This is a genomic window from Antarcticibacterium arcticum (assembly GCF_007993795.1).
In the GTDB taxonomy this organism is placed as follows: domain Bacteria; phylum Bacteroidota; class Bacteroidia; order Flavobacteriales; family Flavobacteriaceae; genus Gillisia; species Gillisia arctica.
In genome coordinates, this window is sequence record NZ_CP042476.1 from 664327 (window position 1) to 679017 (window position 14691).

Genomic DNA, 14691 nt, shown 5'->3' on the forward strand with positions numbered 1-14691 from the left:
AGGAGGGGAGGATATTACATATTTTTTGTATTTTCGTCCCTTAAATTTTTTTATGTCTTACAAAAAATTAAATCTCAATAGATCAATTATTAAAACCACTATTGAAACTACTGTTGGCACTTCTGTGGAAATTGAGACTTCAAAAAAAGCTGAAGGTTTTCATATATATAAATTTACCAAAACTGGATTTAATCCAGCTAGTTTAAATATTTATTATAATAATGACGGTACAACTACCTTGCAGCCTAACACTGGTAAAAACCAAGAATGGTCAAAAGACATAGCCGGTGCTATTTCAGAGAATTGTAGTGTTAAAGAATTTAATGCCAACAGCTTTTACTTAAAAGCAATAAGAATTGAAGACTTCAATGTAGTTTTAGATTTTCTTACCCATGATTGCAATGCTGAAGTCCTTTCAGATACGAAGAATACTAATGGGCGTCATATTAAATTAAAGGGTGCACAGGGAGATAAAATGGTCTTGAATCATTTTAATAATGGTTCATTTCAAGCTCAAGGTAAGCCGAGGATGCTCTTTCACGATACAATTATGATTCTTTCTGAATTACTTCCTTTTAAGGATATTATAAACACGCAGTTGGAATATTATGAAACCAATTTATCATCAGATGATATTATTGGAGAATTAGAAAATAGGTTACCTGTTGCAGGTAAATATATTGATGACAAGATAAAAAGTGTTATAAGTCCCTCCTTGGCTCTTAGGAAGACTGATCTGGCCTTAAAAGATTATTCTGTCTTTGCTTTTCCTATTTTAAGAGGCATTGAAGGAGTAATGAAACAGTTGTTTGCATCAAAGGGAAAATTAGTTACTAAAGATGGGTTTGGAGAGTTATTTGAAAATAATGGAATTAGTGTTACATTTAGTCAAGTAACTAAAAGTGATATTAAAAGTAAGAATTATGAAAAAGCTCTTTGTGACTTATACAGTTTTTATTCGTCTCATAGACATTCCTTATTCCACATGGATGGAACCGTAAGTACATCAAGAATTATAGACAGGCCAGACGCAGAACATATTATTAATTTAGGCATAAATGTGTTAGAAAGTAGTTATATTACTTTATACAGCTAAAGAAATGACAGCACAATCGACATATAAGTTAAAGAGACTATCTCGAGGGGATTTTCCTTTCGTAGTTCTCACTTTGGACACCATGAGGATTGATGAATATTTGGCGGATTTGGAGAAAGTTCTTAAAAATAAAAAAGCAAAAGGTGTAATTGTATTTGATCTTTTATTAATGAATGGATTAAATGATCGCTTCTACAGTGCAGACTTCAACGGTAAATCATTTAATTTAAATTCTTTTAAACCAGTTGAAAATAGAGGTGAGCAATTCCAAGAAGAATCAAATAGATTTTTCGCTAAACATTTCGATCTAATTTTCAATAGTAATATGCCAAAGACTAAAAAATTTCTTATTCGAAATGAATTAGAAAAGTTTTTAGCTTTTAAAAAATTACCTGTTATACATAATTTATAAAAAAATTTTTATCATAACTATTATAGAAATTGACAATACCTGTCGATAAAACTTTATAAGAATGGTTATGAAAAAACTTTAATCATCGAAGGATCGAATTGCCAAGGATCTGAATAAGATTTGAGCTTTTCGTCTGGCAAGTATGAATTGGCTAATTTAAGTCTCTCATTTTTGATATCTTGAACTACTTTAAATCCTTCTCCAACCACTGTGCGGGCTTCGAATAACTTTTTTTCAAGGCTTCTTAACCTTTAAAGGATCAAGTTTAGCCTCCTCAACGGCGATTTTTTGGTCAAAAGATCTAAACTCTTTAAAAAATTCTTCACTACTCGTTAGCTGTTCATCAATTCGTTTTAAAAGAATTTGTTGTAGAGATTTTATTTTTTTTTCTTAAAGTAAAACCAGGACTTTGTACCCGTGCCATGAACTACATTATTCCTGAAGTTCTCCAAAGTAAAATAATATCCCTTTGCAGGACCAAAGAGTTGAAGTGCTATGTCTATAACTGTCTCATCCAAATCTATTATTTTATTCCGTTTTGTTTCATTAATGGAATGCGTAAAAAAAGGTTCGATTAGAAGATTATTTCTCTGACACTCAATTTTAACATCTACCCTAATGGGTCCTCTATTACTATTAAAAGTTACTTCTGACACTGATGAGTCAATTTTAATACTCTTGCTTTCCTGTAAAATGAACTTATATTTGTAAGACTTTCGAAATGGTTCAGAAAGATTGTGTTTTTCAAGTTTACCAGTGCTCCGAGGATAGGCATCCACTTTTTAACCCGTTTATGTTTTTCCCTGAATCTTATAGCTATTTCAATACCATATATAACTACATAGGAACGGTTATAAACAAAGGAAAAAGTGTGTGCTCTGGCCTTTATTGCTTTCACTAAAGTGTCAATGACTCGCAAAGTTCTGGATAATTAATGGTCAAATACTGAGATAGCGATTCCCCCATATTCATAGCGCTTTTTGTAATCCCAGATTCCATTTTTTCTTGGATGATTTACGGTATCCGGCAATTTAGAGGCTTTTACTATGCGATCTAATATTTTTGGAAGTTTTTTAGGAACCTTCAGGTTCACTTCAGGGTCATTCTCTCTTTTCAGTTTAAGTTTATCCAATTCAGACAGCATACCTAAATCTATGAAACGAAACCAAATACTCTTCTGTTATTTCTTTAAAAAGAATTTTCCATACTATGTCATACAATTCTTCCCGGGAGAAAACTATCGATTCCATTTGATGAAAATTTAAATATCAATAAGACTAAATTTAAAACTTCAATTGGAGATTAAAAAAATATATACAGAATGGTTATTACTATGTTAGGCTGATAATTATAAAAACAATATTATCATAACCCCTATACAATTCAATGCCAATGAAACAATAAAAACTATCACCGCCCATTTCGGATTGATATTACCGTCCTTCATTAAATTTTCAAAATGATCAACAGTTCGTTTTGTAGTGGAATTTTGATTTTCCATGAGTAATTTATGATCTGACATTGCTTTTTTAAATTCACTTATATCAATTGTGATCTTTTTCTTCTGGATCTCCTCCAGCTTTTTAACTGCCATTTCAAAATTTCTTATTTCTGAAACCAGCAGTTCCGACAGTTCTTCAAGTTTTGCCATAATAATAAAATTTAAAATCCAAATCCTCTTTTAATTTCTCGTTTTACTGCGTGCTTCAAAATGTTCGCCGCCAGTTTGGTTGGCAAACTCACTGCTTTATTTAGCATAAAAAGCTCTGTATTGTTTTTTATAAAATTTTTGACCCCAACCGTTGCAGCCATTTGTTTCCCGATATTACCAATACTCATGGACCTGTGAATTTCGCTACCCTTGAGATTGAAGCCATCAAATCGAAACCTGAAACCCTGGAGCTTATTGGCTTTATTAATACAGGGTATAACTTCTATTTTGCTTATTTTCATCACCTCTATATATTCTTTAAAAGTTTTGGGTTGAAACTGCTTCATAGTAATATCGTGTCTGCGTTTTATTTCGGATCGTATATCCCTCAGATTAAATTCTTTTTCGACCTGTAACTGTTTTACCGTTGTGAGTTGCATTTGTTCCGCTACTTTTTCAGCAGCCTGCTGACTGCGTTTTCCAATAAAGCTGTCATTGTATGCCTTGCCATTGAAGTCTATCCGGTTGACATAAAGGTGAATGTGTTTATGATCTTTATCCTTATGAACAAAAGCGATTGCCTGCCGCTCTCCAAGTTTCATCTCTTTCATAAACCTTTCACAAATTTCCTTCAGGCTTTTTTGGTTTAGATTTCTACCATCTTCAATCGTGGGGCTCAGGACAAAAGAGAGTGTGTTTTTCTGGCAATTCTGATTCATCTGCTGGATGAACCTAAATTCGGAAGTAATCTCGGAAGGATTTTCTCCGGCCAGATTTTGGCTGAATACTACTTCCGCATTCTTCTCCTGGTTCCAACCATACATCATTGATGCCCTAGTATGGGAGATAGCTTTGCCTTTTCCAATCATTTTTTAATCTTTTGAAGGTGCAGTTTTATTTCATCTGCTAATTGATAAACAGCCTGCGAAAGTCCCGGATCTTTTTTTCGGAACATATTCCCGATAGACTTGAAGTTATTATGGAATTTGATGAGCGCTTTATAGATCTCCAAATGGTTATCAGTCAGCCTCTCCTTGATATCTTTATCAGAAGCAGCCTCCCTGCAATATGCACTAAGAGATAATCCGCTTCTTTTCGCCTTGACCAATAGCAACTTCTTTTCATAGACGGAACATCTGAATTTCACGAGTTCCCTTTTCGCCTTAAACATCTCTTTTTTCTTGCGACCAAAGGGAGCAATCATTTTTGTGCCCACAGGCACACATCTTGAATTGCTACTCAAAATACTTTCGCTAGTTCCAGCTGCTTTAGATTCAAAATCTTTCGCTGAAATATAGTTGCTGTCTTTTAGAAGCTTTGAAGGAATAATCAATTGTTCCTTAGGTTCCTTTTCTCTTAATGGGAGTCCTCTTTTCATCTCTAAGTTTGTCATTTAAGTCATTATAATCTTTATAAGAAAACCGCTTATCGGTTGCATTTGAGAATTGTCGGAGTAGGAAAATAGTGGCCTTTTCGCCTGCCAAATCATTGTCCATATAGAGGAATACCTCTTCATATTCAGAAATAAAAACCTGAATGTTTTTTACGAAGGCAACAGAGTTTAGAATAATAGCATCAGAACTTTTTACCAGGTCTTCCTCGAGGGTGGCCAGGGATAAGAAGTCAAACATCCCTTCTGTAACCAACAAAGTTTTAGAAGCTCTGGATACGTAGGTATAGCTTTTAGGGGAGCTGGAATTTTTATAATATTTATTGCGTAATTCCCAACCTCCGAGATGATTTTGCAGACCAATAGAATAATATTTCTTCTTTTTGATCTGATATTGAACCTCCTTGCAGAATTTTCTGGCTATTCCAACAGGTATTTTTCTATGCTTTAAAAACTGAATTAAAGCCGGATTTTTTATTTCCTGAATTCCGGAAATTATTATTTCTCCAGTAGGTTTCTTTTTTAAAATTTCAGCAGGCGGGCGAAAATAAAAATGATCTGCATTCTCTGATAGGTATAACAGACTTTCCTGAAACGTACAATTTAGAAGAAGCATTACCAGGTCAATTACATTACCACCTTTACCTTCTCCGAAGTCATACCATAAATTCTTAACTAAAGAAACATTGAAAGAGGCTTGTGTTTCTGACCGCAGGATACTCAGAAACCAAGCTTCTTTCTCCGATTTCCTGGTGGGGTAGTGCCCAAGTTTCGCAAGTGTTTTTACTATGCATATTCTCCGGGCACTACTCCACGATATGTTATGTGTTTTCATTTTCTTCCAATTTTGTATTACCCAATTACCCGGGCCAGGAAATACAGATGTTTATTTCTTTTTTCGCCCGATTATCTATTTACCCAATTACCCCTATGGGTAGATGTTTTGAAACTCAATTACCTCAGTCAAGATCTTTTGTTGTGTGGGCTTTAGCAGCTGTTGTGGTAATTGGGTAATTTATTTCTGTAAAAGTTCTAAAGGAGAGTTATTAAATAAAGGTTTGATCAGGTAACCATACACTCTCATTTTAGGCGACTTTATTCTTTCGTAATCCAAAGCTTTTAAAGCCCGCCCCATATTGTACATGTTCAGGCGGGGATTTATGCAAACCAGCTGGATCAGGATGTCTGAAGCAGTTTTAAAATCTTCCGGATCTGAGCTTTTGGTATAGTACTTACAAAGCAGTTCTTCCTCCATTGTAGATTCCCTGTAAATCCTGTTCCTGAGTTCATTTTGAGCTATATCACCCAGAGTTAGTTCAGGAGAAAAGTTTTCATCTACATAAGCCAGGTAATAAGCCTGAGACCAAACTTTATCAATGGAAATCTCCTTTGAATAGGAAAAGTGGATCCTATCTTTCAGTTCAAAGCATAGCCATCTAACAGATCCTGTTTCATCATTCAGGAAAGTTGCCCGGTTCGTAGATCCAATAAAGCTACAGGTGCGATGGAGGGTGGAGTTTTTGCGGTCATAGGGCAGCCGCTCATTAATCATTGTCTTGGAAAAGTAAGCCTTGAGAGCATTTATTTCTTTTTTTGCCAGGATCGACAATTCGTCAAGGTTGATCAGAAAGTTCCGTGTCAGCTGAATTCTTGCATCCTTGTCTGTTGTCATATCTTCTGCAAAATATTTTGAAAGGTCAGGAGGGCAAAGGAACCTGCACCAGGTTGACTTTCCTGAATTCTGTTGAGGGTGAACCAGCACCAGGCATTGCTTATTGAAATAATCTTTTTCAAGACCACATTTAACTGTTCGGACCAACCATTTTCTGAAATGGTAGAGAAATAGATCAGGTTCTTTGAGGGGAAGATAGGAGGCAAGACTTCTTATATAATCCTCCCCGGACCATTTCGGCAGCACCCTAAAATACTCCTCTATCGGGTTAAATTTTGGAACAAATTGGGACCTAAGAAATATTTCCAGTTTTGCCGGATTAACTTCCATATTGGATCGAGCCAGTTCGATCAGGAAAGAATTCATATCCAGGATCTGCCAGGCATTCTTGTTTTTTAGCGAGATCTGAAATTCGTGGCCCAATTCGTCGTACCGGATATCATATTTCTCATCGGTGTATTCAAAGATGAAGTCATAAATAGTTTTCTTCTTCTGCTCTTTTACTCCATATAGCTTTTCCTCGTTGCCGGACATAATAGACACTGTTTAATGATTAGAATCTCCTCTTGTTTCTGAAGGTGTATTCTAGTGCTTCAGATTTTATTTCATTTGAAGATTTCCTCGTATCAGAAAGCAGCCATTGGTCAAGTTTTTCTTTAGAGAAGTAAATCATTTTACCTCGAGGCTTGGAAAATGGAATTTCACCCTTTGCTGTTAGCTTGTATAAATAGCTTCGGGAAATCCCGGTATATTCACTCGCTTCTTCCAGGGACATGACCGTTTTACTTGCACGTAATAAGCTCTCAATACGGTCTAATTGTTCTAAAATTTTTAAAGTTTCCATAAATCAGGTTTTGAAGATTAGTAAAGGAACAAATGCGCCTTGTTCCCTGAATTCTGGAGCTAAACTAGGAAGGGAAAAAATGGAGAATGTGTGCTTTTCGTACTGGGTATGTAAAATTGCCGATGTTGTATGTGTTTCATAAAATTTTTTAATGAATGTTGGGAAGGTAGGATGAATGCAGATTTTGAGGAATTAACTTTAAATTTTGTGAAGTATATGTTTTGCCATATAAATTTAATTTATTTCTACATTCTATATGTTTAAACATATAATAGTGTATATTTGATAAAATTTATATCAGATTTCATATAATGAATAGTCTTTCACAATTTTTAAAGGAAAAAAGAAAAGAGAATAATCTTACCCAGGAGGAGTTTGCTGAAAGAGCAGGAGTGGCTTTAACCGTCGTAAGGAAAATTGAGCAAGGGAAAGAAAATCTGAATTTAGAAAAAGTAAACCATGTGCTAAAAATGTTTGGTCATGTACTGGCACCGGTGGAGCAAAAAGAAATTTTCTAACAGGCTATGAGAAAGGCAGAAATTTTTTATAATAATAGTTTGGCAGGTGTTTTAACGGAGACTGATGAGGGAGAGTACATTTTCGAGTATGATAAGATCTTCATAAAGGAAAATCCAAACCACTTTCTAACATTCACAATGCCGGTGAGAGAAGAACCCTATGTAGAAAAGCATCTTTTTGCCTTTTTCGAAGGTCTAATTCCGGAAGGTTGGTTACTTGATATTGCTTCAAAGAACTGGAAAATAAACAGGAGAGACCGCATGGGCCTGCTTTTGGCCTGTTGTAAAAGCTGTATTGGTGCAGTCAGTGTTTATTCAATAGCTGAGGGAAATGAAGAATAGATGTCTTTACTGTTATAAAGAACTACAAAAATCGGATTTTAATGATTTCCACAGAAGCTGTGTCAAAATCTTTTTTGGTACAGAAGAACCGCCAGAACTAAGTTATTCTCTAGACCAGATGGTGGATTTAGCAAAGAATGTTGTCGAAAGAAGCATTGCTGTTCCCGGAGTTCAGCCAAAATTATCACTTTCTTTAGTCGAAGGTTCTTTAAATGAAGAAGGGCAGAGGCTTACGGTAGTGGGAGCATTAGGAGGAAAATACATTTTGAAACCACCTTCAGAATCCTTTCCTCAAATGCCGGAAAACGAACATGTGACGATGAGAATTGCCGAAGCCTTTGGAGTGAATATTGTACTCTCTAGTTTAATTCGACTTCAGAGTGGTGAGTTGTCTTACATCACAAGAAGAGTAGATCGCACTGATGCAGATGAGAAAATTCATATGCTCGACATGTTCCAGATCCTGGAAGCCACAGATAAATATAAGGGCTCAATGGAAAGGGTTGGAAAGGCAATCGGAAAATATTCAAATAACACATTACTGGATAAGCTCTACTTTTTTGAATTAGCTGTTTTAAGTTTCCTGACTGGAAATAATGATATGCATCTTAAAAATTTTTCCCTTATTAAAAGAGGAGACATTTGGTCATTGTCTCCTGCTTATGATTTGTTGAACGTTTCTATTGTTAATCCGGATGATGATGAAGAATTTGCTTTGACCCTGGAGGGTAAAAAGAATAAACTTAGGAAAGAAAATTTTTTATGCTTAGGTGAAAACCTGGAACTGAACAGCAAACAGATTACTGGTGTTATCAAGAGATTTATCAAAAATAAAAAACTTGCTATTGCCTGGATCAGGAATTCATTTCTGTCAGAAGATTACAAGGAAAAGTATATAGCCTTAATAGAAGAGCGTTATTCTGTCTTGATGGAAGAATAAAATCTGGAGTCGAATGCAATTTGCCCTACTCAAACTTCTGAAAGATCATATTTAAATCGGTGTGTCGTTTGGAATAAGTACTTCTTGTAGGGGCATTCTTTATGGTGTTGTATTTATATGTTTTACCATCAGGTCGTAGAACAAGCTTTGAATTATTAAAAAAGTTTTTTAAAGTTAGGTTATTTGAAGGAAAAGCTTTTACTAAATAGTCATAGAATTCTCTGGAACTGGGGCCATCCATCTTTAAGTGAATCTTAGATTGATGGCTGGTCCAATCTTCAAGTAAAACTTTTTGGAAATCATCAAGAGAAGTCTTATCCTGATCCAGGAGTTCATACCTTTTCATCTCATTGTATAGCTCTGTTATTTGACTCTGCGAAATTGAAAGATTGAAATTTTCAGAAACTGTTTTGGTTCCATTCTTTATTTGAGACAAGAAGGAACTACGGAATTTCTCTGTCCAGGAAAACTGGCAAAGTAAAAATCCGAAAGAAAAAACTACTGAAGAAATTAGCTCCAACGACAAACTTTCATTCTTTACAAAAATGTAGGATGAAGTCATTAGGTGCATGAAAAATAGTCCGACCAGGTGAAAAAGAATTCGTGGTTTTTCTAATTGCTTTTGCCAATAGTAAGGTTCATTCAGGAAATATTGCAAAAAACCTGGAACGAAATGGATTGCTAATCGCCCGAAGGTAAATATAAATGCCAGAGCGGTTAGATATTGAAAAAGATCAAAGTTCATAATCCATTTCCAGCTCAGGTATCAAATAAGCCGCTTCCTTTTTCTTTTTGTCTACTATTTTAGCATAAACCTGTGTGGTTCTAATTTCCTTGTGACCCAGAACTTTTGACACCGTGTAGATATCTGCTCCATTTTCGAGCAGGAGTACCGCATGAGTATGCCTAGCGCTATGAAAAGTGATATGTTTAGTAATTCCTGCCCTCATACACCATCTGAGAATTTCAGCATTAAAATGGGCTCCGTATTTTAAACCCTGAAATACCCGATCATTTTCATTTTTTCTTTTGCCTAAAAGCTTTCTTGCCTGGCTGGAAATAAATTGATACTCCTGACCGGATGTTTTCTTTTGCTTAAAAACCAAACGAGTTTCTTCTTCCTCGTCCCGCACTTCAGACCAGGTGAGCTTATTTATATCGCTCCATCTTAAACCAGTTAGGCAACTAAACATAAAAGCTGATTTTAAAACTGGATGTTTGCAAAATGCTTTAGCCATAGCCTGAAGCTCTTCCTGAGTTAGATGCTCTCTTGATGTTTCACCCTCGGCAAAACCCTTTACAGCTGTCGCAAAATTTCTCCTGGTATAACCATCCTCAAACGCCTGTCTTAACGCTGCTTTAAATTTATTGAAATAGGTGTATTTCGTATTTTGAGATAGAGGAGTATTGGATTTGGTCCTGGAGGTTTTATTCAAATATTTCTTGAAACCCAAAACGAAATCTTCATCAATATCCTCAAAAGTTATTTTTTTCTTTTTGCAGTAGTCTTCTATATGATTTTGAGCTGCATCCCAATTGTCATAATTTCCTTTGCTTTCAAATCGTTCTTCTTTCAACTTGTCATAGTAGGTAAGGAATAACAACTTATCCTTCGATCTATCTTTAATTCCATATTTCCCCTGGGCATATTCTGCTTTGCGAATAGATAAAATTTGTTCAGCTCTTAAAAGCGTTTCAGCATTTTCCTTTTTTTCAGAAGGGGTTTGCGGTGAAATGTATAGGTACTCCTTCAGGTATTCAAATTCCCTATTGTGAGTTTGTTTTCCCTCTGCATCCCGAACTTTACCTTTATAGTACTCAATATAAAGGCTATACTTACCCGTGGCAAGTTTCTTCTTCTTTAACTTAATCTTCATATTATTACCCTTTGTATAAATTTAATCAAAAAAATTAAGCAAGGTGTACCAAAGTACACCTCAGGTGTAAAATTTAACAACGAGGTGTACCAAAGGTGTAAAACGGGGTGTACCAAGGTATTTTAATAGGAAGAAATAGGAAAAACTAAAAAGGCTCTAAGGCCTCTTTGTTAATGGGTTTTGATATCATTTGATATCAAATGATATCAAAAAAAAGTACTATTTATTTTCCAATACAGAAATTAGCAAAGATATTTCCCAACAGCTCATCATTTGTCACTTCTCCGGTAATGAGGCCAAAATGATACAAAGCTTCGCGAATGTCTATTGCCAGCAGGTCACCGGATAAGTTGGCGTTAAGACCATCCTGAACCTTGTTGATCTCCTCCAGCGCACTTAACAGCGAATTGTAATGTCGCGAATTGGTAACGATGGTGTTGTTATTCCTCAACTCGCCGGTATTTACAAAATCCAGTAATTTCATTTGGAGTTCCTCAACACCTGCACCCTCCTTGGCAGAGATGAATATAAGATTAGACTGCCCCACTACGCCCGGAGCAGTTGAAGCTTCTGCAGCAGTAAGAGAGGCGGTAATAATATCCAGATCTTCCTGTAAAATTTGATCTACCTTGTTTACCACAATTAGCAATGGTTTTTGAGGGAACTGGTTTTTTATTTTTTCTATTTCAACTTTGAACTTTGAACCCTGAACCTTGAACATTTCTGCGTTAAGCAGAAATATAACCACCTGCGCCTGACTAATCTTCTCAAAGGTTTTCTTTATGCCCAGGCCTTCTATGACATCCTGGGTTTCCCGTATTCCCGCGGTATCTATAAATCTAAACCCTATCCCGCCAATGGCGATGTCATCTTCTATGGTATCACGGGTTGTGCCCGCAATGTCTGAAACTATCGCTCTTTCCTCATTTAGCAGCGCATTGAGAAGCGTAGATTTCCCTACATTGGGTTCTCCTATGATCGCAACGGGAATTCCCTGTTTGATCACATTTCCTGTTGCAAATGAATCTATGAGTCGCTTTAAAACCTGCTGTATTCTGCTTACCAGGTCGCGGAATTGATCGCGATTGGCAAACTCAACATCCTCCTCGGCAAAGTCCAGCTCGAGCTCAATGAGCGATGCAAAATTGAGCAATTCCTGTCTCAGTCGCTGTATCTCATCTGAAAATCCACCGCGCATTTGTTGCATTGCAATTTGGTGGGAGGCCTGGTTTTCAGAAGAAATAAGATCAGCCACCGCCTCTGCCTGGCTAAGGTCCATTTTTCCGTTTAGGAAAGCCCGTAGCGTAAATTCCCCCGCTTCGGCACTTCGGCATCCCTTTCTTACCAGCAATTGAATAATTTCCTGTTGTATGTACCTGCTCCCGTGACAGGAGATCTCAATGGTATTCTCGCCGGTATAGGACCGCGGACCGTGAAATACAGAGACCAGCACTTCATCGAGGATACGCTCGCCATCAATAATATTTCCCAGGTGCAGGGTATGTGTAGGTTGGTCTGAAAGTATTTTTTTGCTTTTGGCCCGAAAAAGCCCTGAAACGATCTCAATGGCCTGTGGCCCCGAAACCCTTATAACCGCAATGGCCCCCGCCCCAGATGGGGTCGCAAGGGCTACAATGGTGTCATTTATTCTCATGCTGCAAAGGTAGGAAATGTTGTTTACAGTTTGTTGTTTATGGTTTGTGGTTTGGAGTTCATGGTTTTTAATTAGTGAATAGTGATTAGTGAATAGTGAATAGTGAATAGTTGGTAGACGTTAGACGTTAGTCATTAGTAGAAAGTCTCTGATTGGCAGAAAAAAATTCTGCAATATCTGCGGTTTTTAGATCTGCGGAATCTGCGGGAAATTTTTTTAGTGAATAGTGATTGGTGAATAGGGGTTTCTGGCTTGGAATATTCACTATTCTCAAAATTAGGTAACCTGCCTATGGCAGGCGGGATGATTTAAGGTAAAAGGAACCACCCCGCCCCCCGCTGTGCGTGGGTCACCCCTCCTTAAAAAGGAGGGGAACTTTTAATTTGTCATAATTACATCACACCATCAAACCTTCCACTTGATTTAACCGACAACCTACAACTAACAACCGAACACATTTTCGAGTCTGTAACAAAACCCATATATTTAATACAAATAGAGGTACCATCATCAATCAAAAAACTAAACACATCATCATGAGAGAAGACAAACAACTACTGGTAATAACGCATTTGAGTCAGTTACTGGACCTGGTAACCGGCATTGGCGGATTTATAGTACCGCTTATAATATGGTTAACCCAAAAGGATAAAGTTTATGGAATGGACGAACACGGGAAAATGATCCTGAACTTCCAGATAAGTATGTTCATTTATGCCATTGTGAGCGTTCCGTTAATCTTCCTTTTTGGGTTAGGGATCTTTTTGTTGATTGGGATTGGGATTATTGTCCTGGTGTTTCCCATTATCAACGCCATTAAAGTGAGTAACGGCGAACGACCGGACTATCCACTTACTATTCAGTTTTTGAAGTAGAAATAAGAGGACAGAGGAGCCTGCCCGAACCGATAGGGGCGGGAGAGGAGCCTGCCCGAACCGATAGTGGCGGGAGAGGAAAGAGGGCAGTGGACAGAGGACTGAGGGAAGGGGAGAGCTTAAAAAAATAAAACGAAAAACACCATCTGGTTTTCCAAATGGTGTTTTATATTTTTGGGCTAAAGACTAAAGACTACAATATACAGTCTAGATTCCAGCGTCTCAATACTCAATACTCAATACTCAATACTAATTATTAAGCATCACCGGCATTACCAGCATAGTGATCTTTTCACCTTCATCCAGACCATCAACGGGGGTAAGGATACCGGCGCGGTTTGGCAGGCTCATTTCCAGCTGTACTTCATTTGCGTTCAGGTTGTTCAACATTTCGGTAAGGAAACGTGAATTGAAGCCAATTTGCATATCATCGCCCTGGTAAGAACAGGTAAGGCGCTCTTCGGCTTTGTTGCTGTAATCAATATCTTCCGCAGAAATATTAAGTTCGGCTCCGGCAATTTTAAGGCGTACCTGGTGGGTGGTCTTATTTGAGAAAATAGAAACCCTTCTTACGGAGCTAAGGAACTGGCTGCGGTCTATAATAAGTTTGTTAGGATTCTCCTTAGGGATCACCGCTTCGTAATTTGGATATTTTCCGTCTATAAGTCGGCAAATAAGGGTGGTATCGTCAAAGGTGAATTTTGCGTTAGACTCGTTGTATTCAATAAGCACATCTGTCTCGCTGCCTGCCAGGATCCCCTTTAAAAGGTTCAATGGTTTCTTAGGCATAATAAATTCTGAAGCCTGTGATGCCGAAACATCTTCCCGCGAATATTTTACAAGCTTGTGCGCATCTGTAGCAACAAACGTAAGACCTTCTGTAGAGAACTGAAAGAAAACCCCACTCATCACCGGCCTAAGGTCATCATTTCCTGAGGCAAAAATGGTCTTGCTTATTGCAGTGGCCAGAACGTCTCCCTGGATAATAGTGCTGCTGGGCTCTTTAAGTTCAACAGCATTCGGGAATTCCTCGCCATTGGCATAAGCCAGGGCATATTTCCCGTGATTTGAACTAAGTTCAATGGTATTGTTAGATTCTACCACGAAAGTAAGCGGTTGCTCGGGAAATGTTTTTAGGGTTTCAAGCAATAATTTTGCAGGAACCGCAATGGAACCTTCAGAATCTGATTCCACCTTTAATTTGGCCGACATTGTAGTCTCCAGATCTGAGGCGGAAACCGTCAACTCGTCGTGATTTAATTCAAAAAGAAAATTATCTAAAATGGGCAAGGTGTTGTTATTGTTGATAACCCCCCAAGGATTTGAAGCTGTTTAAGTAAATAGGTACTGGATACAATAAATTTCATGGACGTATCGGTTAGTTTGATCATTACAAATATATCCTAATCATATAAAAATG

General features: G+C 37.2%; 16 protein-coding genes and 1 pseudogene. 6 read left to right on the forward strand and 11 right to left on the reverse strand.

The window, feature by feature from the left end:
* Positions 1–52: 52 nt before the first annotated feature.
* On the forward strand, positions 53–1096 hold the full coding sequence (locus FK178_RS02805) for a type II toxin-antitoxin system RnlA family toxin (protein WP_146830797.1): 1044 nt from the start codon (positions 53–55) through the stop codon (positions 1094–1096).
* A 4-nt stretch (positions 1097–1100) separates the two neighbouring features.
* The gene (locus FK178_RS02810; protein WP_146830800.1) at positions 1101–1508 is read left to right on the forward strand and encodes a type II toxin-antitoxin system RnlB family antitoxin; all 408 of its coding nucleotides are present in this window, start codon (positions 1101–1103) and stop codon (positions 1506–1508) included.
* A 931-nt stretch (positions 1509–2439) separates the two neighbouring features.
* Here FK178_RS02810 and FK178_RS02815 read toward each other — a convergent pair.
* The 7 genes from FK178_RS02815 to FK178_RS02845 all read right to left on the reverse strand — a co-directional run bounded on the left by FK178_RS02815 (position 2440) and on the right by FK178_RS02845 (position 7065).
* Positions 2440–2652 (reverse strand): hypothetical protein, encoded by a 213-nt coding sequence (locus FK178_RS02815; protein ID WP_146830802.1) that lies wholly within the window; start codon positions 2650–2652, stop codon positions 2440–2442.
* A 204-nt stretch (positions 2653–2856) separates the two neighbouring features.
* Positions 2857–3159 carry a DUF6730 family protein gene (locus FK178_RS02820; protein ID WP_146830804.1) on the reverse strand — a complete coding sequence of 101 codons (303 nt, stop codon included), beginning with the start codon at positions 3157–3159 and terminating at the stop codon, positions 2857–2859.
* Positions 3160–3170: 11 nt separating this feature from the next.
* Positions 3171–4028: a relaxase/mobilization nuclease domain-containing protein gene (locus tag FK178_RS02825; protein WP_146830806.1), complete on the reverse strand. Its 858-nt coding sequence runs from the start codon at positions 4026–4028 to the stop codon at positions 3171–3173.
* Positions 4025–4537 (reverse strand): mobilization protein MbpA, encoded by a 513-nt coding sequence (gene mbpA / locus FK178_RS15600; RefSeq protein WP_240793890.1) that lies wholly within the window; start codon positions 4535–4537, stop codon positions 4025–4027. Before mbpA ends, FK178_RS02825 begins: the two co-directional genes overlap by 4 nt.
* On the reverse strand, positions 4500–5384 hold the full coding sequence (locus FK178_RS02835; RefSeq protein WP_146830808.1) for a toprim domain-containing protein: 885 nt from the start codon (positions 5382–5384) through the stop codon (positions 4500–4502). The genes mbpA and FK178_RS02835 overlap by 38 nt, the downstream gene beginning before the upstream one ends.
* Positions 5385–5564: 180 nt before the next feature.
* Positions 5565–6755, reverse strand: a complete 1191-nt coding sequence (locus tag FK178_RS02840) for a VapE domain-containing protein (RefSeq protein ID WP_146830810.1) — start codon at positions 6753–6755, stop codon at positions 5565–5567.
* A gap of 19 nt (positions 6756–6774) precedes the next feature.
* The gene (locus FK178_RS02845; RefSeq protein ID WP_146830812.1) at positions 6775–7065 is read right to left on the reverse strand and encodes a helix-turn-helix domain-containing protein; all 291 of its coding nucleotides are present in this window, start codon (positions 7063–7065) and stop codon (positions 6775–6777) included.
* 311 nt (positions 7066–7376) lie between these two features.
* On the opposite strand from FK178_RS02845, the gene FK178_RS02850 reads away from it, so the two are divergent.
* Genes FK178_RS02850 through FK178_RS02860 form a run of 3 tightly spaced genes read left to right on the forward strand, consistent with a single transcriptional unit; the run spans position 7377 to position 8865 of the window.
* Positions 7377–7583: a helix-turn-helix domain-containing protein gene (locus FK178_RS02850; RefSeq protein ID WP_146830814.1), complete on the forward strand. Its 207-nt coding sequence runs from the start codon at positions 7377–7379 to the stop codon at positions 7581–7583.
* Between the two features lie 6 nt (positions 7584–7589).
* Positions 7590–7925: a HipA N-terminal domain-containing protein gene (locus FK178_RS02855; RefSeq protein ID WP_146830816.1), complete on the forward strand. Its 336-nt coding sequence runs from the start codon at positions 7590–7592 to the stop codon at positions 7923–7925.
* Positions 7915–8865: a HipA domain-containing protein gene (locus FK178_RS02860; protein ID WP_146830818.1), complete on the forward strand. Its 951-nt coding sequence runs from the start codon at positions 7915–7917 to the stop codon at positions 8863–8865. Before FK178_RS02855 ends, FK178_RS02860 begins: the two co-directional genes overlap by 11 nt.
* 25 nt (positions 8866–8890) lie before the next feature.
* On the opposite strand, the gene FK178_RS02865 is transcribed toward FK178_RS02860, so the two are convergent.
* The 3 genes from FK178_RS02865 to mnmE all read right to left on the reverse strand — a co-directional run bounded on the left by FK178_RS02865 (position 8891) and on the right by mnmE (position 12396).
* Positions 8891–9427, reverse strand: coding sequence for a hypothetical protein (locus FK178_RS02865; RefSeq protein ID WP_146830820.1), 537 nt, complete (start codon positions 9425–9427; stop codon positions 8891–8893).
* A gap of 172 nt (positions 9428–9599) precedes the next feature.
* On the reverse strand, positions 9600–10742 hold the full coding sequence (locus FK178_RS02870; protein ID WP_146830821.1) for a site-specific integrase: 1143 nt from the start codon (positions 10740–10742) through the stop codon (positions 9600–9602).
* A 223-nt stretch (positions 10743–10965) separates the two neighbouring features.
* The gene (mnmE, locus tag FK178_RS02875; protein WP_146830822.1) at positions 10966–12396 is read right to left on the reverse strand and encodes a tRNA uridine-5-carboxymethylaminomethyl(34) synthesis GTPase MnmE; all 1431 of its coding nucleotides are present in this window, start codon (positions 12394–12396) and stop codon (positions 10966–10968) included.
* 536 nt (positions 12397–12932) lie between these two features.
* Between mnmE and FK178_RS02880 the strand changes: the two genes are divergently transcribed.
* Positions 12933–13271 carry a DUF4870 domain-containing protein gene (locus tag FK178_RS02880; protein WP_146830823.1) on the forward strand — a complete coding sequence of 113 codons (339 nt, stop codon included), beginning with the start codon at positions 12933–12935 and terminating at the stop codon, positions 13269–13271.
* Positions 13272–13520: 249 nt separating this feature from the next.
* On the opposite strand, the pseudogene dnaN reads toward FK178_RS02880, so the two are convergent.
* Positions 13521–14638, reverse strand: a pseudogene (gene dnaN / locus FK178_RS02885) (DNA polymerase III subunit beta).
* Positions 14639–14691 lie beyond the last annotated feature (53 nt).